14 protein-coding genes are annotated in these 21,600 nt (G+C 67.7%); 6 read left to right on the top strand and 8 right to left on the bottom strand.

Going from position 1 to position 21,600, the window contains the following annotated elements; genetic code table 11:
• The first annotated feature begins 51 nt into the window (after window positions 1-51).
• Window positions 52-2,178 carry an acyltransferase family protein gene (locus tag H7290_RS02015; RefSeq protein WP_290512345.1) on the top strand — a complete coding sequence of 709 codons (2,127 nt, stop codon included), beginning with the start codon at window positions 52-54 and terminating at the stop codon, window positions 2,176-2,178.
• Window positions 2,179-2,222: 44 nt separating this feature from the next.
• Here H7290_RS02015 and H7290_RS02010 read toward each other — a convergent pair whose 3' ends face one another.
• The 3 genes from H7290_RS02010 to H7290_RS02000 are packed head-to-tail and all read right to left on the bottom strand — an operon-like array spanning window position 2,223 to window position 6,995.
• Window positions 2,223-4,184, bottom strand: coding sequence for a CDP-glycerol glycerophosphotransferase family protein (locus tag H7290_RS02010; RefSeq protein WP_290512344.1), 1,962 nt, complete (start codon window positions 4,182-4,184; stop codon window positions 2,223-2,225).
• Window positions 4,185-4,188: 4 nt separating this feature from the next.
• Window positions 4,189-4,545 carry a hypothetical protein gene (locus tag H7290_RS02005; RefSeq protein WP_290512343.1) on the bottom strand — a complete coding sequence of 119 codons (357 nt, stop codon included), beginning with the start codon at window positions 4,543-4,545 and terminating at the stop codon, window positions 4,189-4,191.
• A complete protein-coding gene (locus H7290_RS02000; RefSeq protein WP_290512342.1) occupies window positions 4,542-6,995 on the bottom strand; it encodes a glycosyltransferase family 2 protein in 2,454 nt (817 codons plus the stop codon). Before H7290_RS02000 ends, H7290_RS02005 begins: the two co-directional genes overlap by 4 nt.
• 167 nt (window positions 6,996-7,162) lie before the next feature.
• Between H7290_RS02000 and wecB the strand changes: the two genes are divergently transcribed.
• Entirely contained in the window at window positions 7,163-8,257 is a 1,095-nt protein-coding gene (wecB, locus tag H7290_RS01995) for a non-hydrolyzing UDP-N-acetylglucosamine 2-epimerase (RefSeq protein WP_290512341.1), read from the top strand.
• A gap of 26 nt (window positions 8,258-8,283) precedes the next feature.
• Here wecB and H7290_RS01990 read toward each other — a convergent pair whose 3' ends face one another.
• Window positions 8,284-9,309, bottom strand: a complete 1,026-nt coding sequence (locus H7290_RS01990; RefSeq protein ID WP_290512340.1) for a LacI family DNA-binding transcriptional regulator — start codon at window positions 9,307-9,309, stop codon at window positions 8,284-8,286.
• A gap of 89 nt (window positions 9,310-9,398) precedes the next feature.
• On the opposite strand from H7290_RS01990, the gene H7290_RS01985 reads away from it, so the two are divergent.
• A complete protein-coding gene (locus H7290_RS01985; RefSeq protein WP_290512339.1) occupies window positions 9,399-10,214 on the top strand; it encodes a phytanoyl-CoA dioxygenase family protein in 816 nt (271 codons plus the stop codon).
• Window positions 10,215-10,289: 75 nt separating this feature from the next.
• On the opposite strand, the gene H7290_RS01980 is transcribed toward H7290_RS01985, so the two are convergent.
• Complete coding sequence (locus H7290_RS01980) at window positions 10,290-12,383, bottom strand: glycosyltransferase (protein WP_290512338.1); 2,094 nt, start codon at window positions 12,381-12,383, stop codon at window positions 10,290-10,292.
• Window positions 12,384-12,495: 112 nt separating this feature from the next.
• Between H7290_RS01980 and H7290_RS01975 the strand changes: the two genes are divergently transcribed.
• The gene (locus tag H7290_RS01975) at window positions 12,496-13,476 is read left to right on the top strand and encodes a hypothetical protein (RefSeq protein WP_290512337.1); all 981 of its coding nucleotides are present in this window, start codon (window positions 12,496-12,498) and stop codon (window positions 13,474-13,476) included.
• On the opposite strand, the gene H7290_RS01970 is transcribed toward H7290_RS01975, so the two are convergent.
• From H7290_RS01970 to H7290_RS01960, 3 genes are all read right to left on the bottom strand, one after another.
• Window positions 13,452-16,022: a glycosyltransferase family 4 protein gene (locus tag H7290_RS01970; protein ID WP_290512336.1), complete on the bottom strand. Its 2,571-nt coding sequence runs from the start codon at window positions 16,020-16,022 to the stop codon at window positions 13,452-13,454. The genes H7290_RS01975 and H7290_RS01970 overlap by 25 nt on opposite strands.
• Before the next feature lie 105 nt (window positions 16,023-16,127).
• Entirely contained in the window at window positions 16,128-16,913 is a 786-nt protein-coding gene (locus tag H7290_RS01965) for an exodeoxyribonuclease III (RefSeq protein ID WP_290512335.1), read from the bottom strand.
• A 294-nt stretch (window positions 16,914-17,207) separates the two neighbouring features.
• Entirely contained in the window at window positions 17,208-18,887 is a 1,680-nt protein-coding gene (locus tag H7290_RS01960; protein ID WP_290512334.1) for a hypothetical protein, read from the bottom strand.
• 302 nt (window positions 18,888-19,189) lie between these two features.
• Between H7290_RS01960 and H7290_RS01955 the strand changes: the two genes are divergently transcribed.
• Both H7290_RS01955 and H7290_RS01950 read left to right on the top strand, forming a co-directional pair.
• On the top strand, window positions 19,190-20,749 hold the full coding sequence (locus H7290_RS01955; protein ID WP_290512333.1) for an amino acid permease: 1,560 nt from the start codon (window positions 19,190-19,192) through the stop codon (window positions 20,747-20,749).
• A gap of 28 nt (window positions 20,750-20,777) precedes the next feature.
• A complete protein-coding gene (locus tag H7290_RS01950; protein WP_290512332.1) occupies window positions 20,778-21,593 on the top strand; it encodes a GntR family transcriptional regulator in 816 nt (271 codons plus the stop codon).
• Window positions 21,594-21,600 lie beyond the last annotated feature (7 nt).

Below are 21,600 nucleotides of genomic sequence, written 5' to 3'. Positions count from 1 at the left end.
CTGTCGCAGAGCCTGACCCTCGCCCGGCCCGCCCAGGATTGGATGCCGCACATGTCTCACGTCCTCGACCGCTCGAGCGGCGAGTCCGCGGTGACCAAGCCTGACCACGGTCGCATCCTGCGTCTGGACATCGAGGGCATGCGGGCCATCGCCGTCGGGTCGGTCCTCGCGTTCCACGCGGGCCTGCCGTTCTTCGCGGGCGGCTTTGTCGGTGTCGACATGTTCTTCGTCCTGTCGGGTTTCCTGGTCACCGGCCTGCTCGCGCGTGAGGTGTCGCGCACGGGCCGGGTGCGCATCGCGCACTTCTGGGCGCGCCGGGTCAAGCGACTGCTCCCGGCGAGCGCGACGGTCCTGGTGTTCTCAGCGCTCGTGACGTACTTCTACCTGCCGATCACCCAGCGGGCGTCATTTGGCGGCGACATCGTCTCGGCCGCTCTCTACACCGTCAACTGGCGCCTTGCGGGCAGGTCGGTGGACTACCTCGCCGAGGATGTCGGCGCGTCGCCCGTGCAGCACTACTGGTCGCTCTCGGTCGAGGAGCAGTTCTACCTGATCTGGCCGCTGCTGATGCTTGCGGTCGCGATCTTCGCCGCCAAGAGGTGGCGCCTCGGCGCCTTCGGCGCGCTGGGACTGGTCACCGTGACGTCGTTCGGCTATGCCGTGGCGCAGTCGCACAGCAGTCCCGAGACGGCGTTCTTCGTGTCGACGACCCGCATCTGGGAGCTCGGGGTCGGTGCGCTGCTCGCGCTGTCGGCGGCGCATGTCGGCCGGCTTCCAGTGGTCCTGCGCGCTGTCGGTGGATGGGTGGGCCTCGCCGCGATCCTGTACGCCGCGACGACTTTCGACGGCTCGACGACGTGGCCCGGCACCGCCACGCTGGTGCCCGTGCTGGGTGCGGCCCTGATGATCGCGAGCGGTATCGCGCCGACCCCCGGGTCGCCTCAACGGATGCTCAGTGTCAAGCCGATGGTGTGGATCGGCGGACTGTCGTACTCGCTCTACCTCTGGCACTGGCCGATCCTGATCGCTGCCCAGGCGAAGTACCCCGACCTCCGGCTGCGCTGGATGGTCCTGCTGGTGGTGCTCGCAATCATCCCGTCGTGGCTGTGCCACAAGTACATCGAAAATCCCGTGCGGTTCGGTGCGTCGTTCAGGCCGACGGGCCGCGCGCTCGCGATGGGCGCCGCGCTGACGGCGCTCGGCGTGGGCGTCGGCGTCGGCCTCAACGCCTCGGCGAGCATCGGTGGGGTCGTGCAGCGGGCGTCGTCGAACGATGCCATCGGGGCTCGCGCGCTGCTCGACAAGGCCAATGCCGGCAAGGTCTGGAGCGACGTGAAGAGCGTCAACCGGCTGAAACCCCTGCCCACCGCGGCGACGTCTGACCTGCCGGCCTTCTACAACGATGGCTCCGGGTGTCAGCTGCCGAAGGGCATCTCCAAGCCCAAGCTGTGCATATCGGGTGACAAGAATGCCAAGAAGACCATGGTCATCGTTGGCGACTCCAAGATGGCCCAGTGGCAGACGGTGTTGTCCAAGATGGGCAGCAGCGAGGGCTTCAAGGTCATCCAGATCACCAAGTCCGCGTGCGGCTTCACCGACGCCGCATTCTCGCGCCCGGACAAGTTCAGGTCCGAGTGTCGGACGTGGGGCCGGCTGGCGTTCAAGGACATCCTGCGGATCAAGCCCGACCTCGTGGTCACTTCAGGGCGTTCAGGAAAGGCACTGCCGGCGGGCTCTACGGACCCCGCGGACCAGACGGCGGAAGCGCTGATCGTGGGGTTGCGGTCCTACTGGGGTCAGATCGCCGACGCGGGAATTCCTGTGGCGGCTCTCTTGGACAACCCGGCCCCTCCTGACAGCGGAGAGTCGAACTACGAGTGCGTCGCACGCCATGAGAAGGATCTGACGCGCTGCACCTTCAGCAAGGCTGCGGGCATCGAGGCGTCAGCGGCGGTGCCGGAGCGGAAGGCCGCCAAGGGGATGCCCGGGGTGTCGATCATCGACATGACCGATGTCGTCTGCCCCGACGCCACCCGTTGCGCCCCGGTCATCGGCAATGTCCTGGTGTTCCGCCAGGGGTCGCACCTCACCAAGACCTTCATCGACAGCATGGAGCCACAGCTTGCGGTGAGGCTCGACAAGCTCACGAAGGGCACGTTCGGCGCCTCGTCGCACTGACCCTGAGTTGATGCTGACCCTGAGATTCTGCTGACCTCGCGAGATCAGAAGCGCAGCAGAGCCTCGATTGCTGCGACGGCGCGTCGGGAGTTGTCGCGGTCGTGGAAGGCGAATGCCTGCTGGGCGCGACGGTCGTACTCCGGCTCGCGCTCGCAGCCGTTGGCGAGGTAGTGCTCGACGGCGTCGAGGGTGCTGTCGAGATCGTAGGTCACCGGCCCGAAGCCGTCGCGCTCGTGGTCGAACCAGCTGGAGTCGGCGTGGCCGCGGCGGTAGTCCTCGGCGTCGAAGTGCGAGTAGACGACGGGCGTGCCGAGGTAGGCGAGGTCGAAGTGCACCGACGAGTGGTCGGTGACGAACAGGTCGCACTCGCGCATCAGGTCCTGGATGTCGGCCGCAGCGCCATTGAGGACGGTGATGCGATCGCTGCCCGTGTCGAGCCCGCCGAGGTGCTCGCGCAGGTTGTAGTGAGGCATGAGCTGCAGGCGGTGGTCGTGACGCTCGAGCATGTGGGCGAGGCGCTGGCTCGACACGAAGTCGAGCATGAACCGTTGGTAGAGGGAGCCCTCGAACGGCACCTTGGCGGTCTCGTTGCTGAAGAGCCCCGCGGTGAGGTACATCCGCCACGTCGGCATGAACATGATCGTGCGGCTCCGCGGTGTGGGCACGAGGGCGTCGTAGCGAGGGAGGCCGGTGAGGGCGACCTGTTGGTCGTAACCCGAGGTCGCCCGGGCGGCGACGGTCTCTGCCTCGCTGGCCGTGAGGTACAGGTCGTAGCCGCCGATGCGACGCCGCAGGGCAAGGGTGTTGAGGTTGATGCCGTGCTTGAGGTAGACGCGGTGCGACCCCACCCGCCAGGCGAACTGGCGCATGTAGGCGCTGGCGTCCCACTGCCGCGGTGCCATGTGCTTGATCGAGTAGGCGTTCGCCAGCACGACAGCATGCAGCATCAGCAGCCGGTGACGCCACGACGAGTGCGCGACGACCCTGCCCAGCCCGGACACGCGTTCCAGCTGGTCGCTGTCCTTGTCGATGACGTAGTAGGCGCGAATGTCGGGATGTTCTCTACGGAGGTGGCTGAAGAGGTGGAATCCGTTGTCGCGCGCAGTGTCGGACCGCTCCCCGACGAGCCAGATCGGCCCGCGGCGACAACCGTAGACAGGCCGGGTCAGCAGGCGCGCCGACCGCACCCACCAGAACGACCGCCGGCGGTGCATCACACGCAGGTCGCGCAGCGCCATTGACAGGCCCCACCGCAGGCGCGAGGACGTAGCCACGACGAGCTCGGCCTCCTCGGTGCCTCGGGCCGGGACGAGCTGCAACCGCTTGCCGCTCATCGTGACCGGGCGGGAGGACGCCAGCGCACCGTCAGCGCATGCCAGTGGTCGCCGCACGACGTGATTGCCGGGCACGGGAGCGTCGAGCTCGAGTCGCAGGGTCCCGGTGGGAAGCTGATCGACCGGGAGGTCCGCCGTGAAGCCGGTCCAGCGCACAGAGCTGTCCTCGTACCGCAGGCGGGGCTCTGTGTGCACCGACAGGCGGACCGCGCCGGCGCGATCGATGACCCTGAGGTCGATGACATCGTCGGGGCGCACCTGTCCCTCGACACCGTCTCTGCGACAGGTGCCGGTCAGGCGAACAGTGTCTCCGCCGTCGACAACATCGACACCGTGGAGGCTGGCGCCGATGCTGCGGAACGGGAGCAGCGCGAGGTAGGCATCGACGTCGGTCACTGCCTCGCGACCCGCCAGCCATGTCCGGTAGGCCACCACGACGGCGTGGTCGTGGGGACCACTCAGCACGAGCAGGGGCACGGCCGGATCGACGAGATCGCACAGCTCGGCGGTCCGGCGCGCGTGGGCGAGGAACTTCGACAGCCCGGGCTCATCGACGCCGTCGTCGGTGAATGTCACGTAACGGGTGGTCGTGAGGTCGAGCTGCCTGGTGACCGACCCGGCGACGTCGCCGGGGGTGACCGCCGCGATGGTCAGGTCGCCGGTGATCTGCACCCGTTCAGTCCTTCGTGCGGGTCTCGTCGAGAGCAGCGAGCAGCTGCTGGCGCACCCTGCTGAGATCGGCGAGGGTGCGGGCCGATGCCTGGTCGACGCGTTGGGCGATGCGGCGTTCGGACTCAGGGACGGCACCACGCTGGTCGAGCACAGCGAGCACCACCACGGCTTGCAGCAGCAGCACCGCGGCAACGGCCCAGCGGGTGTGGTCGGTCATGACAGCGATGAGGCCGACCACGACGAGGATGACCGTCGCCGGCACCACGAGTCGGGTGAGGCTCAGCCTCGACAAGCCCAGCCTCGACAAGCCCAGTCTCGACAGGATGGTGCGCACGCGGGCCTGGGGGGAAGAAGAAGTCATGACGATCGGTCCGCAGTCAGGAGGTGGGCGACGGCCGAGGCGAACGCCTCACCGGAAATTTCATTGTGACAGAACGCGAGTGCGGTTCCCTGCCGCGAGGTGAATGCTGCCGGGTCGCCCCACACCTCGTCGACGATCGACGCCACCGACCGCTCGCCGTAGTAGGTCGCGGCATTGCCGAGCACCGGTCGTAGGCCTTCGTGAACGATCGGCACGCATCCCCGCGACATCGCCTCGAGAACGGGGCGCAGCAGGCTGGCGCCGGCATGTCGTGGCGGCAGGCCGACGTAGAAGTCGCACTGGTCGAGGAACTCCGTGGTGGAGAGCATCTCGGGGGGAAAACCCAGCCAGCTGCGTCCGCCATAGGTGGCGGACCGGTCGGTCGACTCGAGCAGGCGTACGTCGTGGCGGTCGCCTTGCGGCAGGAGGTCGAGCAGGCCACGGCGGTCGGCCCGGTCGGCAGCGAACCGCGAGGAGTCCGAGGTTCCTATCACCGGGCGGTCGGTGTGCAGCCGTGAGGTGAAATGGCTGACCCGGACGGCCTCGGCAAGCAGCGGCTGGTGAAGGTGCCCCGTGATCCCGGCCGACCGGAGGGCCTCGGTCACGTCGCGCGAGGCGGGCAGCCACTCGACGTTGCGATCGAACAGCTCGCGCACGACCCGCTCGACCGCGACGGGATCGTAGGACACTGCGGGCCCGGCGACCACGATCACCCGGCCGGGACGCATGTTCACCGCGCCCTCGACCCGCGTCAGAGCCAACAGGTGCGGGTCGCTCACCAGCAGAGCACGGGGGGTGAGGGAGGCGCCGAGTGGCGCCCACGAGGCGTGGCCGGCGGCGAGGACGTCGAGGATCGCGGCTCGCGGGTAGGTGCGCTTCACTGCGGCGTGCCGCAAGGCCTCCCCGCGGGCGAGGCCGACCCGGAGCCCGGCGTTGGCAAGAGCCTCGATCGCGACGGGCAGGCCGCTGACGTCCACGAGGCCCGCGCGGGTGTCGGCGAGAACGACGACGTCGGGCCGCTCGTCGGGATAGGGCACCCCCTCGAACTCCGGGGGAGCAGGGAAGGCGCGCCCAGCGGGCGACTCCACGACAGGGTCTGCGCCCCTCCTGATGATCTGGCGGTGCCAGTGCCGGAAGCCCGCGTGATACGACACCCGCGCGTCGCGGTGCCAGCCGATGCGGAAATCTGCACGGGACAGTGAGCCGTCAGTGAGCTGGTAGAGGGCAAGGGGCTCCTCGAGCGTGACGACGCTCGCGGCACCGAACACCGCGGCGAGGCGCTCGATGAACTCGGTGTCGGCGGCCTTGCGCATGTCGTCGTAGCGTCCGAGCCTGTCGACCACGAGCTGGCGACGGAAGATCAGCGAGGGCGCGTTCTTCTCGAACGGCTGTGAGCCGACCTTGGTGATGCGCAGGTCTGGGTACAGCCGGATTGCCTTGGACAGGGTGGCCACGAGGGCAGGGTCGCGGTCGAACATCTGCATCTGCCGCTCGACGCGTTCGGGGTGCGACCAGTCGTCGGCGTCCTGGAAGCCGACGAATTCACCGCGGGCCAGTGATACGCCGTGGTTGCGGGCGCGGTAGGCACCGCCGTTGGTAGGCATCCGCACGTACTCGACGCGGTCGTCGAGCGCGCAGGCCTCGGCGAACACCGGTGCGAACTCCTCGGGGCTGGCGTCGTCGACCATGATGACCTGCAGGTTCTTCCACGACTGGGTGACGAGCGAGCGGACAGCGGTGACCAAGCTGGCGGAGGGCGAATAGATCGGCATCACGATGCTGACGAGCGGCCCGTCGACCGTCGCGCGGCGGTCTTCGGCCCCCACGGCGTGCACGCTGTCGAATGGTGCAGCCGGGTCGGCGATGCGCACCGGCGCGATGCCGTGCCTCAGGAAAGGCTCGTCGAAGATCATCTGCCAGTCGTCTGTCGCCTTACCACCGTGGTCGCGCTGGGCGGAGGGTGCGAACGGGTTGGCCAGGTCGGCTGAGATCGCCCATCTGACCCACGGACCAAGACCACGGGTGGTGAGGTGGCGCCGCACGTAGTGAAGGCGGCCGGCCCGCAGGTTGGTCTGGAGGTCGAGGTCGGCGTGCTCGGTGGGGGTGCCGTGGCGACGGGCCACGCGGCGGGCCAGCGCGAAGAGGTCGGCGGCGCGGGCGAGGGCGGCGTCACCGGTGTCGAGCCCGGCGGTGAGGAAGGCCAACGCGTAGAGGCCCGGCGAGCTCAGGGACTTGACGTCGGCGGTGTCGCCTGCTGCGAACGACCGGGCCGCCTGCTGGATGTCGGCGAATGTCTGGGTGCCGCCTGATGCCATGTGGGCGATGAGGTCCTCGCCGCCGGCGTACTCAAAGCGGAGCAGCGTCTTGACGATGGCTGCGGGGGAGACGATGCCCGATGTTGCCAGCGGTACCAGGGTCGGGGGAAGCGCCGCGGCCGTCGTGCTCAGCACCGTTGAATCCACTCCCAGCCCGTTTCCCGGCCCGTTGTTCCCGAAGGAGCCGATCGATGCGGACTTTACCGGACCCGCGCCGCACCCTGGCCGGAGCGCCGACGCTTCGGCGATAACCTTGCGGGGCGATCGCCTCACCGCACCGCAGACCCGACGGGAAGAAGCACATGAGCGAGACCTCCGCGGCACACGTCGTCCACGTGACGGGTGCCCGTCCGAACTTTCCCAAGGCGGCGCCGGTCATCAAGGCGCTGGCCGCCCATGGCATCCGCCAGGTGCTGGTGCACACCGGCCAGCACTACGACCCGGTGATGTCGGAGGTGTTCTTCCAACAGCTCGGCCTGCCCGAGCCCGACGTCAACCTCGGCGTCGGATCGGGCACCCACGCGCACCAGACCGCCAAGGTCATGATGGCGCTGGAGGACATGTTCGTCGCTGAGCCGCCTGCTCTCGTCGTGGTGTACGGCGACGTCAACTCCACAGTCGCCGCCACGTTGGTTGCCGCAAAGCTGCTGATCCCGGTGGCTCACGTCGAGGCCGGTCTGCGCAGCTCCGACCGGACGATGCCCGAGGAGGTCAACCGGGTCGTGACCGATGCCCTCGCCAACCTGCTGTTCACCACCAGCCCCGACGCCAATGTGCACCTCGGCACCGAGGGCATCGCGGCCGACAGGATCCACTTCGTCGGCAACCCCATGATCGACACCCTGCTCTCGAACCTCGACTCGTTCGACGCCGATGCCGTTCGCCAGCAGCTGTCGCTCGAAGGTCCCTACCTCGTTGCCACGCTGCACCGCCCGGCCAACGTCGACGACCCGGGCACCGCGGCGTCGATCGTCAGGGCGTTGCACGCCGCTGCCGACACGACCCGCGTCGTCATCCCGTTGCACCCCCGCGGCCGCGCGAGCTTCGCTGCCGCGGGCCTGATGGACCACCCGGGCGTCACGGTCATCGAGCCGCTCGGCTACGTCGAGTTCATCGGCCTGGTGCGCGGCAGTGTCGCGGTCGTGACCGACTCGGGCGGCGTGCAGGAGGAGACGACGATGCTCGGCATCCCGTGCCTGACGTTGCGCCCCAACACCGAACGTCCGGTGACGATCACCCACGGCACCAACCAGCTGGTGACGGTTGACAACCTGCTCGAGCGACTGCAGCCCGTCATCGACGGTCACGGCAGCGGCGACGGCACGACGCCCCCGCTGTGGGACGGCCATGCCGGCGAGCGCATCGCCACCGTGATAGCCGCGTTTCTCGCGCGCTGAGAGGCACTCGCGGGGCGAGCCGGTGGCTACGGCAGTGGTGACGACCGGCTGCTTTCGCGGATCTCGAGCGTGTGCGCCACGACGACGTTGCGCACGGCACGATGGGGCTCGGTGAGGCGGTCGTCCAGACACTGCAGGCACGACGCTGCGAGTGCGTCCTTTGACGGGGAGACTGTGGTCAAGGACGGGACCGCGTAGCGCCCGTCCTCGATGTCGTCGAAACCCACGAGCGCCAAGTCTCGGGGCACGGCCAGTCCCCGGTCGGCCACGGCTCGCAGGACGCCGAGCGCCAGCTCGTCGGTGAAGCAGAACAGCGCGTCCGGGGGGTTCGAACGATCGTCGAAGAGCTGTGCCACGGCAGCCGCACCGTCCGCTCGGTGCAGTGCCCGGACCGCCACCCCCGCGTGCGCCGACAGACCCGCCTCGTCCATGGCTCGGCTGAAGCCGTCGAACCGCTGTTGCGCCGTGCCGTTGGCCAGATGGGGTTGCAGGCCGACGGCGGCGATGCGCGTGCGCCCGGTCGATATCAGGTGCTCGGTCGCCTGCCGTGCCGCACCCACGTTGTCGATGGCGACATGATCGATGAGGCCGTCGGACTCCCGCTCGCCCAGCATCACCATCGGTACCGCGCCGGGAGCCCGTGCCGACAGGTCGGCCGCCGTGAGAGCCCACGGACTCACGATCATCCCGTCGACCAGCTGGCTGGTGGACCCCTCGACCAGGCGTCGTTCGCGTGCGGCGTCACCTTCGGTCTGGTCGATGTGCACCATCCAGCCACGCTCCGCGGCCAGACGGACGATCGCCGAGGCCAGCTCGCTGAAGTAGGGGGAGTGAACCTCCGGGATGACCAGGCCGATCACCCCCGTCCGCCCGCTCCGCAGCGTTCGTGCAGCCAGGTTGGGGCGGTAGCCGAGGTCGTCGATCGACCGCTGAACGCGTTCGCGCATCGTCGGTGAGACGTGCGCGTACCCGTTGACCACGTTCGAGACCGTGCGCACGGAGACGCCAGCGTGCTCGGCCACCGTACGGAGATTGACGCTGATGGGTCCCACCCGCCTTCTCCTCCGTCGACGGAGGGTTGCGTTCCAGTTTGCAACGTTGCAAACTCATGATAGGTCGAACTCATCGAAAGAGGTATGACATGGACGCCATTGACACGGCAGAGATCTCGCACACCATCTGTACCGACGGCATCATCGGCCGAAGGGGCGCATTCAGCCGGGCGTGGGTGGAGCACCTGGCGGAGGACGTCGACGCAGCCTTCCTCGAGGCGCGGGGTCGAGAGGGCGGCGCCGTCGGCCGCGGACCGCACCGCTACTACGTCGAGATCCACCCTGAGGCTCTGCGCGGATTCACCGAGCTGGTGGCGCATCCGTGGGTCCAGGAAGTCAGCGAGACGATTCTCGGACCCGGGTGGACGGTCGTCGAGGTCGGATTCGATGTGCCCCTGGCCGGGGCGGTCAACCAGCCGTGGCATCGCGACTTTCCGATGCCCGAGGAGACGCGTGCCGAGCGACGGCTGACCTCGCTGGCCTTCAACGTGACCACCGTCGACACCGACGACGACATGGGTCCGTTCGAGATCGCGCCCGGCACGCAGTGGGACGATGACCCGCGGTTCGCCAGCGGCATGTTCCCACCCAAGGAGATGTACGAACGCTATGAGACCCGGGCGGCCCGCAAGTATCCCCGCATGGGGGACATCTCAGCCCGGTCTGCCCTGACGATTCACCGCGGCACGACCAATCACTCGCACAAGTCCCGACCCGTCCTGGTTCTTGGCGTGGACGGCCCGACCGCTGGCAACTCCGAGCACCACGACCTCGCGGTGACCCGACAGTTCTGGGACAGCCTCCCGGCCAACGTCCGGGACCATCTGGCCTGCCCGATCGTCGACGAGCTCACCCCGATCACCCAGAAGCACACGATCGAGGGGCTGGTGATGGGCGAGTCCTGACGTCCCTTCAACGTCACGGTCGAGCGCACGCCAGCAACGAGCACCACACGTGGTCAGGCTCAGGGAGCGTCGAGCCTACGACGCGATGAGAGCCTTCAGCACTGCGATGGCGCCGTCGACGTCACCCAGGTTCGATGAGTGCGCGACGTCGAGCCGGCTGAGGCTGCTGCCCGGCTCGACCACCGCCCAGACGGGCTTGCCCGACCCGGCGTAGTCGCTGATCTTCGAAGGCAGGTAGGGGTTGACCGGATGCGTGTCGGCGGTCCTGGCGTCATTGACGAGCAGGCAGTCGAACAGTGTCGTGAGGTGCAGGAAGTCGAGGTAAGGCACGTAGTGGTTGGCGACGACAGTGTTGTCCATGCCGGCCTTGCGTAGCTCGGTCCGCAGGTCGTCGGGGTCCTTGGTGAAGACGTGCACCTTGAGCTTCGCGCGCGACTCCTGTGGCAGCGCGCGGATCGCGTCGGTGACCTCGGTGAGCCCGCGGGTCGGGTAGAACGCGCCGAAGTAGGCGAGGTGGACGAAGCCCGGCTCGAGCGCGTACTCGACGGTGCTGATCTGGTAGAACTCCGGCGGCAGCGTCGGGTGTGGGGAGATCAGGGTGTGTGCAACGACCCGCTCGCGGAGCGCATCGTCGACGATGCCGGTGAGCATCGTCTGCTGCTGAAGCTCGTTGGTGAACACGATCTCGTCGGCGAGTGCGTAGGCGATGTGCTCAATCCACTGCAGCAGGCCCAGATCCTTGGGCAGCGGATGTCCGGCTGCTTCGAGCCCCTTCTCGATCTCACGGCTCAGGTCGTCGTCATCGCGCTTGCCGGCCTTGCGTGGTCCGCCCTGGATGTTCTCTGACAGCGGGTCGGAGAACTCCGCGATCCAGCTCGTCTCAGGGTGGCGGACCTTGTAGAGCGCTGCGAGGACGTGGGACGACGGCCACATGGCACGGCTGTAGACGGATCGGTAGGTGGTCTGGCGGATCGTTTCCCAGCGCTCGATGGCCTCGATGCCGATGTCGCAGTAGTCGACGACGCCGGCCCAGTTGGAGAACTTCGGCGATCCCTTGATCGACTTGCGGGAGCCGAGGAACGGCTCGACGATGACGGCGGCCGCCGCATCGCGACCGTGGACGCCATCCATGTTGTGCGAGACCACGTCGACGCACACGCCTCGCGCGTGGACGCGACGTGCGGCCACCAGCGCGCTGGTGTTGTTGCTCGGCGGGAAGGCGTAGCAGGTGACGAGATCGCGGGCGCGTCCGCGGTTGAGCGGCTCGAGGACCCATGTGTCGATGCCGCGTGCGGCCATGGCCTGAACCACCCGCCGGTGCTCGTCCGGGTGCTCCGCGAGGTACCGGCCCATCGACACCGCCTGCGACTTGATCGACCGCTGGGCGACCTCGTGGAGGTACTGGGTCGGGTCGTTCGCGATCGGTAGCAGTGCCTCCACGGCGTCGGGTCGCGCCTCGATCGCGGGCTCCCACGGCAGCTCGGCAGGACGGGAGTGCGACCCGGTGCGGAGCGATCGGTAGTACGTCGCGTGGGCGTCGGTCGGCAGCACGGAGATCTCGAGCTCGAACGTGTTGACCAGCTCGTGCCAGTACAGGACGTCGGTCGCGAAGCGAAGGTTCTCGCGAGCCCGCACGGCTCGCCCGTACGGGGTCCAGACGAGCTTCGAGACGTTGAACATCATCGAGGCCGGCGCCGCGATGGGGTGGTCGGTTCTACCGATCGCCTTGGCGAGCGAGCGGTTGATGTACGTGTCGTAGTCGGCGAATCCGGTGCCGTCGGCCTCGACATTGGCGAGATAGGCGTGGGCGATGTGTTCAGGGGCGGCCCGTTCGAAGAGCGCCTCCAGGAACTCCTCGGAGATCTGATCGTCGTCGTCGACCACGGTGAGGTACTCACGTCGGGCCGCCGCAAGGCCGACGTTCATGCTCAGGCCGATGCCTTTGGCCGGTGCTGTGACGACCCGGAGCTCGAGGTCCGGGTGGGTCTCGCGGTAGCGCCGCAGGACGTCGATGGTGCCGTCTGCCGGGCCGTTGGGCACGACCAGCACTTCATACAGATGTTTGTCGAGCGTCTGGGCGCGGATGGAGTCGAGCGTCCTCTCGATGCGGTCGACACCCTGGTAGGTGCGCACCAGGACGGTGACGCCCGCGGTGAGGTCGTCGGGCATAGTCGCGGTCAATGGATGCTCCCAGTTTCACAGGCTTCGGCGACGCCAAGCCTAGACGAGGTGGACTGTAGTCTGAGCACGCCCTGATCCCCACCGCAGAGGACCCAGACACATGGCTGCAGCCACCCCGTCCACGGCGCTCGTGATCGCCGAGAGCACCGAGGCGGCCTACCGCTACGCAACCCAAGACGCGTCCGAGGTCACGATCGTCCTGGCGGGCGACGACGGTTCGGTCGACGTCACGGGCCACTACGATCGGGTCGTCGTGGTGGGCTTCACCAGCGCACCGGCCGTGCTGCGCTCGGTCGTCGACCACGCCTTCGACATCGTCACCGCGGGTGGACGAGTGCTCGTCGGCGGTGCCGCCGGGCAGCTGGCGACAGACGTCACGCCGTGGACGCGTGCCTTCGACCGTGTGCAGGTTGTCACGATCGACAGGGGCTCGTTCCCCTCGGTCGAGGTTGCACCCGGGGCCGGGTCCGACACCGGCGCCTACATCCTTGGCGCGCTCTCCGTGCCCGGTGCCAGCGACCCGCGTCCCGATCTTCGGGCCGCCTCGGCCAGCGCCACAGCCGCCGCCGGTGCGACCGCAGCCGCACATGCGGAGCGGAGCCGCCCGGCCGACATGTCAGGGCCCGGCAAGGCCAAGTCTCCCGGCCCGCTCTCGATGCGCGATCAGCTCGCCGCGGCCGTCGCGCGGCACCGCAGGCCGCTGGTCGCCGCAGGCATCGTGGCCGTGCTCGCGCTCGCGGTGAGCATCGGGCTGGTCGCCCTGCTCGGCGAGTACTTCCTTGCCATGCTGAGCACCCTGACACTGATGGTCATGGTCGCGGTCGCGGTCCGTCTGGAGCAGCGCAACCGCCAGGTCCAGCGGCAGCTCAGCCGGGTCACGAGCTCCGGCGACGGCGTCAAGGGGCTTCGCTCCAAGCTGCGTCCGGCGGTCCTCCTCGACGAGGTCCGCGAGCAGCGCAAGGACATCTCGGCGATTCTCAAGGTGGTGGGCGTCAACCAGCTCGCCATCGTCGACGCCGCCAAGGTGCTCCACGCCTTGCAGACCCGCGACCAGGATCAGCCGACGCCGAGCTCGCGGTAGACCTTGGCCATCTGACGCGCCAAGATCTTCCAGTCACGTTCGGCCACGACCCACTCGCGGGCTTGTGCACCCAGCCTGGTTCGCAGGTCGGCGTCGACGGTCAGCCGGTCGAGGACGTTCTCCAGCGACGTGCTGTCGCCCTTCGCGAACAGCAGCCCGTTGCGACCGTCGTCGATGATCTCGGTCATGACCGCGACGTCGGACGACACCACGGTCTTGGCCATCGCCATGGCCTCGAAGGGCTTGAGTGGTGAGACGGTCTCGGTGACGACGGTCGACAGCCGGGTGATGGGCGCGATGTCGATGAGTGAGTAGTGCGCCTCGACCTGCTCGAACGGCACGCTTCCCGGCATCAGGATTGCGTCCTCGAGCCGCATCTCAGTGCGCAGCCGTTGCAGGATGTCGGCCTGCTCGCCGCCGCCGACCATCAGCAGGCGGGTGTGGGGATGCCGAGCATGCAGCCGGGCGAACGCCTCGAAGAGGAGCTCGTGGCCCTCGTACCAGTTGAACGAGCCGACGTAGCCGATCACGACGGTGTCCTGCAGGCCGTAGTGGGCCGCCAGCGCTTCGTCCCTGGCCCGCGGCACGAACCGCTCGGTGTCGACCCCGTTGGGGACGACGCGGATCTTGTCGGCGGGCACCCCCCGCTCGACCAGGGTGTCTCTCAGGCCGCCGGTGATCGCAATGACCCGGTCGGCCTCCTGCGCGGCAAGGGTCTCGAGGTGGAGTGCGAACTGGTACTGGGGTGTCGCGGTGAACGCCTCGTTCCTGGACCGGCGACCCTCTTCGTAGAGCGCACGCACCTCGTAGATCGCAGGAATACCCAGCGTGCGCGCAGCGACGATACCGGCGAGCGCGTTGTAGGCGTTGCTGGCCGCGTGGATCAGGGCCGCGCTCTCGGCCCGGGCAAGGGCCTCGATCTCGGCGGAGAACGACGCGATGAACCGCTGAACCGGGAACCGTGGCAGGACGACGCCACCGTTGAGCAGATGGTGATAGACGACGCCCTGAATCTCGTGGCGCACCTCGATGTCGGCCTGCTGTGCCTTCTCCACGTCAGCGAAGGGGAATCCGGGCCGGGTCACGGCGGTGCTGGAGAAGCCTTCGGCGACGAGCCCGGCCAGGAGCCCCTGCGACCGGTTGGCCGACCCGGTCTGGCGGTAGGGCAACGAGTTCTGCAGCACGTGAACCACCGATGTGGGAACGACGTCGTAGGCGGGCGCGGCGCGGAGCGGGGGCGGGGTCCAGCCGGAGGCCTGCATGTCGAATGACTCGTGCTCGCCGAGGACGGACTGCACACGCTGGGTCGCGGAGCCCTCTGTTGTCACGGACCGGGCGAGCTCAAGCCCGAGATCGTTGAACCCGCCGCGCCACGCCTGCACCGCGATGCGCGATATCTGCTGCTCGGTGAGCCGCGAGCGATCGACGCGCGGGAACAACAGCCCGACGGCCTCCTCGACCTTGATGGACATCGCGACCTTGAGTGCCCAGAGGTCGTCGTCGGGTGACCCGGTCAACTCGTCGAGGCGATCCTGCCAACCGTCCGGCAGCTCGTCCAGCACGTCGACGAGTGCGCGGAGCCGCGGGAACCGCGACGTGTCCGTCGCGACGACCTCGCCGACGTGCAGGTCGACGTAGGCCACGAGCTGGCCGAACAACCATGGGTTGAGGATGTTGAAGAAGCCCTCGGTCAGCAGGTCGAGGTCGGCGCCCCTGGCGTCGTCGCACTCGAGGGCTCGCTCAAGAAGCGCACGCAGCCGCCCCGGCCGGTGCACGGTCAGGAGCGCCTCGATGTCGGCGAGCCACGGCATCAGCAGGTCGGGTCGATGCTCCTTGACCTCCGCCCGCCACACGTCGAGCCTGGCGTTTTCACCGATGCTGCGCAGGATCGTCTCGACGCGGCTGAACGCCTCGCCGGAGGGGGCCGACCCCACGGCATCGGTGAGCTCAGCGGTGAACAACGAGCGGCGACCTTGCTCAGCGTCGAGCCATGCGCCGAGCTCGATGTCGTGGCCATCGTCGCCGGTGGGCTGATCCGGCAACAACAGCTGCTCGATGCGCGAGCGCACCTCGGTGGTGCTCGTCAGCGTCCGGGTGAGCCGCGACGTGCTCAGCAGGCGCCGCCGCAGCTTGTCGATGCCTCGCCGCGACGCACCAGCAGACACCTCGACGACGGACATGTCGAACGGGGGTGGCATGACCCGCACCGAGGGCACGAGCCGCGGAAACGCGGCTTCGACGGCACGGAGGGTGACCGTCGTCCCCGCCGCCGGGTCGACGAACCAGACAGGATCGCCGGGGGCGAGATGCTCGATGACGTAGGCGTGCGCACGTTGCAGGGCGTCGACGTGGGCGCCGCCGCCCACGATGATCGCCCGCTCGAACGGTCCGCGCACCCGCGCGTCCAGCTCGCCGTCGGAACCCCGGCGGACGATGACGATCTCGGTGTGGCCGAGACCTCGGAGGGGAGGTGGGTCGACGGCCTCGTCGATGAGGAGCACCAGGAGACGAGAGCCGTCGAGGCCGGACAGGGGAGCAGTCATCATGGCCACCGTGAGGGACGGGTCGGGGTGAGGCGGTCCTCGAAGGTCTCGAGGCAGCAGGTCAGCAGGATGAGATGCGCTTGACGGGGCGATGAGTCGGCCATGCGGTCAGCTGATCTCGATCACGACGGGTGCGTGGTCACTCGCACCTTTGCCCTTGCGCTCCTCACGGTCGATCCAGGCAGTGTCGACCCGTGACGCGAGGGCCTGGGAGGCGAGGATGAAGTCGATTCGCAGCCCACGCTTCTTGGGGAATGCCAGCTGCTGGTAGTCCCAGTACGTGTACTGCCCCGGCGTGTGCGGCCGGACGACGTCGGCATATCCCGTGTCGATCATCGCCTGGAAAGCGGCTCGCTCCGGTGCTGAGACGTGCGTTCGACCCTCGAAGACCGACATGTCCCAGACGTCTTCGTCCAGGGGCGCGACGTTCCAGTCGCCCGTCAGCGCGATCTGGGCGTCGGGGTCGGCGGCGAGCCAGTCGGCCCCGACCTGCCGGAGACGCTCGAGCCACGCGAGCTTGTAGGCGTAGTGCGGGTTGTCGAGCTCGCGCCCGTTGGGGACGTAGAAGCTCCATACGCGCACACCGCCGCACGTCGCGCCGATTGCCCGCGGCTCAAGCAGGGCGGGATCGCCGAACATGGGCTGGTCGTCGGCGAACGATGTCGCGATGTCGTCGAGACCGACCCGTGAGATGAGGGCGACACCGTTCCACTGGTTGATGCCCACGTGGGCGAACTCGTAGCCCATCGACGAGAGCTCGAGCCCGGGGAACTGGTCCTCGCGACATTTGGTCTCCTGGATCGCGAGCACGTCGATGTCGTTGCGCTCGAGCCAGCTGACCACCCGGTCGATGCGGCTTCGGATCGAGTTGACGTTCCAGGTCGCGATACGCACACGATGAATCTATCGTGAACGCGCCCACTGGCCGACCGCGGCGTCATGGTGCAAGCAGCCGGGTGGCTCGTTGCCGAAGCCTCGTTAACCGGAGGATGGTTCGGAGTGCGCACGTGCCGCCGTCGTGCCGGGGTGAGCGGCCCAACGCCCGAGAGACAGCACGAAGCTCGTTGAATGCTTGGCCCGCTCGTCATCAGTGTCGCCACCGCCAGAGAGCTGCGCATCAAGCTCACCGCAGCGGGCTTCGAGGTGGAGCGCGGCACGGTGTTCGCCGGCTGACTAGGGCCAGGCTGACTAGGGCGTGGCGGACTTGCCGGCGCCGGTCGAGCAGTAGGGCTGACCGTGGTAGAACTCGAACGCGCGGTAAGCCGAGTCAGTGGTCCGCCCCGAGGGGGCAGTCGGTGGGAGGCCGCGGCGTTCGAGCTCGGCGCTGATCTCGCGACACCGCCGCTCGTCGGCGGTCGTCGAGGTGCCGCCCAGCGCAAGCTCGAGCTGCAAGGTGTCGGCGTAACGGGTCGCCGGTGACTGACGGTTGACCTGGGCACTCATGACGTTCCGCGGGAAGTACATCGCGATCGCGACCGTGATGACGATGGTCAGCACAGCGGCGGAGACCCAGGCGAGCGGTCGCACCCTGGAGCGCAACAAGAGCAGAACAATGACGAGGGCGGCGAGCGCCAATGCAGACCACGTCACCACGGAGCTGCGGTACGAGATCAACGGCGTCTGGATCTTCTCGACCGCGCGCTCGGTGATGCCGGTGAGGACGGATGAACCGGCAGCGATGCACAACGCCAGGAGGATGACGCCGAGCAGACCGCGCGTGTCACCGCCAGCGGGACCAGACGCTGACCCCGGCGTCCGGACGGGAACGCGCTCACGGGCCTTCCATGAGGCCCACAATGCCCACATGAGCAGCACCGCGACGATCGCCAGCACGACGCTGGTGGGGCCGGGATCGGGGAACGGTCGGCCGATGCGGGCCGCCTGTCGGTGCACCAGGTCGGCGTTGTTCCCGGGCATGGCCCCGACGAAGTTGTAGAACACGGTGCGCGGCCTGATCTCGAGAACGGTGCCCGTGTAGCAGGACGTCGTCGCGAGGCATTCGCGCTGGCTCATGAGGTAGCGGATCCAGATGAACAGGGACGTGAAGCTCACGAGAAGCGGCGCGAGGACGATGATCTTGGCCCGCCACCGGTGCCACCAGGTCTTGCCTGCCGCCAACGGCTGCAGCAGGAGCACCAGCACGCTGATCGGGATCGTGAGAGCGACCATCTCGTACGAAAGGTTGATCGCGATTCCACTGATGACCATCAGGAGCGCGACAGGGACGACGATCCAGACCCGGAAGTTTCGTTGCAGGAGGTGCGACAGCTTGAGGACCAAGGCGGCAAACAGGAAATAGCCCGCGAACGTCCCCCACGTCAGCGTGGGGTAGTGGTTCCACCCGTTGAGGCTGGAAAGGTTCTGCGACTTGGCGCCGATCGCGATGGTTACGGGAAGGGCGATCGTGATGAACGCGATGCTGCGGGGAGCAAGGCCTCGGACGTCGCCGGCGTCGTCCCGGAAGGTGACCTGACGCAGAAAGGCCCACACGGCGACGATGCTGAGCGCGAACAGGGTCAGCTTGAGCGCGGCCCACACGATCATCGGTGGGATCGAGAACGTGATCGCGATCTTCATCGTGAGGAGAGCCACGACGGAGCGGTCAGAGATCGCAAGAGCCGTGCCGCGAGGACTTCTCTCGAAGTCGAGTGCTCTCGTCAAGGGCCGCCAAACCGCTTCCCAGGCGGAGCCGTCGTTCATCGGGCCCCGCTCCAGGATCCAGTTCCGGTCATCGACGCCTACGGAGGTCAACAACACGGGGGCCAGCAGGATCACGACCACAGCGACATAGGCGAGCAGCATGAGCGTCCACGTCGTTGTCGAAGCGGCGAGTCGGTCACGTGTCTGCCGGAGGGACGTGAAAAGCACACGGCGAACCTACACGACCAGAATGTGACCCAACGGTGCTCCGAGAAAGACACCTCGAGCAAGCGGGACGACGGCCTGACACATCGCGATGAAGCATCGCAAAAACCAGGTCAAGAAGCTCCGCGGGGAGCGCGACGAGCTGGAGCGGCCGCACCAGAGCAACGACGAATCGAGCTGGGTCTGCCGGGGGGTGCTGCGGTTTCGGGGGTGTGAACTCATCGAGACGATTGCTTCAAAGGTCTAGATGCATGCGGCGTGGCGCGCTAGCATGCACCAACTTCTTCTGAGAGTTGGGTCACTTCATGACAGAAAAACTCAGCGCTGACGAGCAGCACCTTGCGTCGCTCGGCTACAAGCAGGAGCTCAACCGATCGTGGTCGAGCTTCTCGAACTTCGCCATCTCGTTCTCGATCATCTCGATCCTGGCGGGATGCTTCACGACCTTCGGTCAGGCGTGGAACAACGGTGGGCCGGTCGCGATCTCCTGGGGTTGGCCGATCATCTCGATCTTCATCCTGATCATCGGCTTCACGATGGCCGAGCTCGTCTCGGCATATCCAACCTCCGGTGGCATCTACTGGTGGGCCTCCAAGATGGGCGGCCCGGCGGCAGGTTTCTTCACCGGTTGGCTCAACCTGATCGGCCTGCTCGCGGTGACGGCGTCGGTGGCCTACGGCTGCGCGACCTTCCTCGACCTGACGCTCGACACCGTGAGCGCCTCGTGGGCGGACGGCTCCGGGCTCGGGACGGTCTTCGTGCTCTTCGTGATCATTCTGATCGTGGCGGCGGGCCTGAACATCTTCAGCGGACACCTCCTTGCCGTGATCAACAACATCTCGGTGTGGTGGCACGTCGGTGGCGTCGCGGTCATCGTGCTGATCCTGGCCTTCGTCCCGAAGACGCACATGGCGATCAGTGAGGTGTTCGGCGGCAAGGTCAACAACTCCGGCTACGCCGAGGGTGCCATGAACAACGGCACCTACTGGTTCCTCGTCCTCCCGCTCGGGTTCCTGCTGACGCAGTACACGATCACGGGGTTCGATGCGTCCGCGCATCTCTCCGAGGAGACCCACGGAGCGTCAGAGGCTGCGGCGAAGGGAATCTGGCGCTCGATCGCCTACTCGGCCATCGGCGGCTGGGTGTTGCTGCTCGCCTTCCTGTTCGCGGTCCAGGACAAGGACGCGGTCACGAAGGGCGGAGGCGGCGTGGACCTGATCTTCGGGCAGGCGCTCGGACAGGGCTGGCACGTCATCGTGCTCGCCATCTCTGTGGCCGGACAGTTCTTCTGCCTGGTCGCCTGCCTCACCAGCGCCTCACGCATGACCTTCGCCTTCAGTCGCGACGGCGCCATCCCCGCCTCGCACCTGTGGTGCAAGGTGACGGCGTCCAAGGTTCCGGCGAACGCGGTCGTCCTGGTGGCCATCATCGGCGTGATCATCACCCTGCCGGCGCTGATCCAGGTCGACATCGGTGGGGCTCCCGTGCCGATCGCCTTCTACGCGGTCGTCTCGGTCGCGGTCATCGGCCTCTACCTGGCCTTCCTCATCCCGATCTTCCTGCGTTGGAGGATGGGCGATGCCTTCGTGCCCGGCACGTGGAACAACGGCAAGAAGTACAAGTGGATGAACCTGGTGGCCTGCGCCGAGATCATCATCATCTCGATCTACTTCATCCTTCCGTTCACGCCGGCAGCCGTTCCGGGCAACGCGGACTTCTCGTGGAAGTTCGTCAACTATGCACCGATCCTCACCGGCGGGACGCTCCTCGTCCTGACGATCTGGTGGTTCGCGTCGGCCCGCAACTGGTTCACGGGGCCGAAGCACACGATCGACAAGGCCGTCATGGAGGCGTTCGACGACTAACGGTGAGGCGTTGGATACGGTCATGCGCGTGAGAAATCTCGAGGTCGACGGCGAGGCGTTGGGCGACAAGCCCGACCTCTCGTCGTCGACCGACGACCCGTCGCACGCCCGGATCAGCGCCTGGCTCCTTGATCGCATCGGCGTCGGCAAGATCCACACCGACGACAAGCTGCCACCCGAGGAAGAGCTGGCCGCCTCGATCGGTGTGAGCCGCATGACCCTGCGGCAGGCTCTGGGCTCCCTCGAGGCGCAGGGGTGGATCGAGCGCAAGCGCGGACGGTCAGGTGGCAACTTCATCCGTGAGCCCAAGGTCGCGGTCGACCTGTCGGGGCTGCCTGGCTTCACCGAGCAGATGCGCCGGGCCAACGTCCGCGCCGGCGCGCGCATCATCCGCGCCGGACTTGTCGAGGCGTCGGCCGACATCACCGAGGCGCTCGAGCTCGGCAGCAGAAAAGACGTGTTCGAGGTCGTACGCGTGCGGTCGGCTCGCCGTCAGCCACTGGCGCTGGAGGAGACCTACCTGCCGGCTCACCTGTTTCCAGGCCTGCTCGATCGGCGGCTCACGGGTTCGCTCTACGGCCTGATGCGACAGCACTACGACCTGGCCCCTCACCATGCGCAGGAGTGGCTCGAGCCCGAGATCTGCTCGGCAGACCACGCCGAGCTGCTCGGCATCGAAGCCGGCGCGGCAGTCATGCTCGTGACGCGGAAGGCATCGACCGTGTCGGGGGTGCCGGTCGAGTTCGCCCACGATCGCTACCGCTCCGACCGCACGCGCATCAGCCTGAAGACCGGGCTCGACCCGCACATGGCGACGGGGCTCTCGATCGAGCCCGCGGACTGAGGCACAG

Origin of the sequence: Aeromicrobium sp. (assembly GCF_014378035.1) — a bacterium.
GTDB lineage: Bacteria > Actinomycetota > Actinomycetes > Propionibacteriales > Nocardioidaceae > Aeromicrobium.
Note: the sequence above shows the minus strand (reverse complement) of the source record. Positions and strands in the feature narration are given on the sequence as shown.

Excerpts from the sequence above, each read along its gene's own strand:
- H7290_RS01985 (WP_290512339.1), top strand. The coding sequence starts at position 9,399 with ATGGACGCCATTGACACGGCAGAGATCTCGCACACCATCTGTACCGAC.
- H7290_RS01975 (WP_290512337.1), top strand. The coding sequence starts at position 12,496 with ATGGCTGCAGCCACCCCGTCCACGGCGCTCGTGATCGCCGAGAGCACC.
- wecB (WP_290512341.1), top strand. The coding sequence starts at position 7,163 with ATGAGCGAGACCTCCGCGGCACACGTCGTCCACGTGACGGGTGCCCGT.
- H7290_RS02015 (WP_290512345.1), top strand. The coding sequence starts at position 52 with ATGTCTCACGTCCTCGACCGCTCGAGCGGCGAGTCCGCGGTGACCAAG.
- H7290_RS01980 (WP_290512338.1), bottom strand. The coding sequence starts at position 12,383 with ATGCCCGACGACCTCACCGCGGGCGTCACCGTCCTGGTGCGCACCTAC.
- H7290_RS01955 (WP_290512333.1), top strand. The coding sequence starts at position 19,190 with ATGACAGAAAAACTCAGCGCTGACGAGCAGCACCTTGCGTCGCTCGGC.
- H7290_RS02005 (WP_290512343.1), bottom strand. The coding sequence starts at position 4,545 with ATGACTTCTTCTTCCCCCCAGGCCCGCGTGCGCACCATCCTGTCGAGA.
- H7290_RS01970 (WP_290512336.1), bottom strand. The coding sequence starts at position 16,022 with ATGATGACTGCTCCCCTGTCCGGCCTCGACGGCTCTCGTCTCCTGGTG.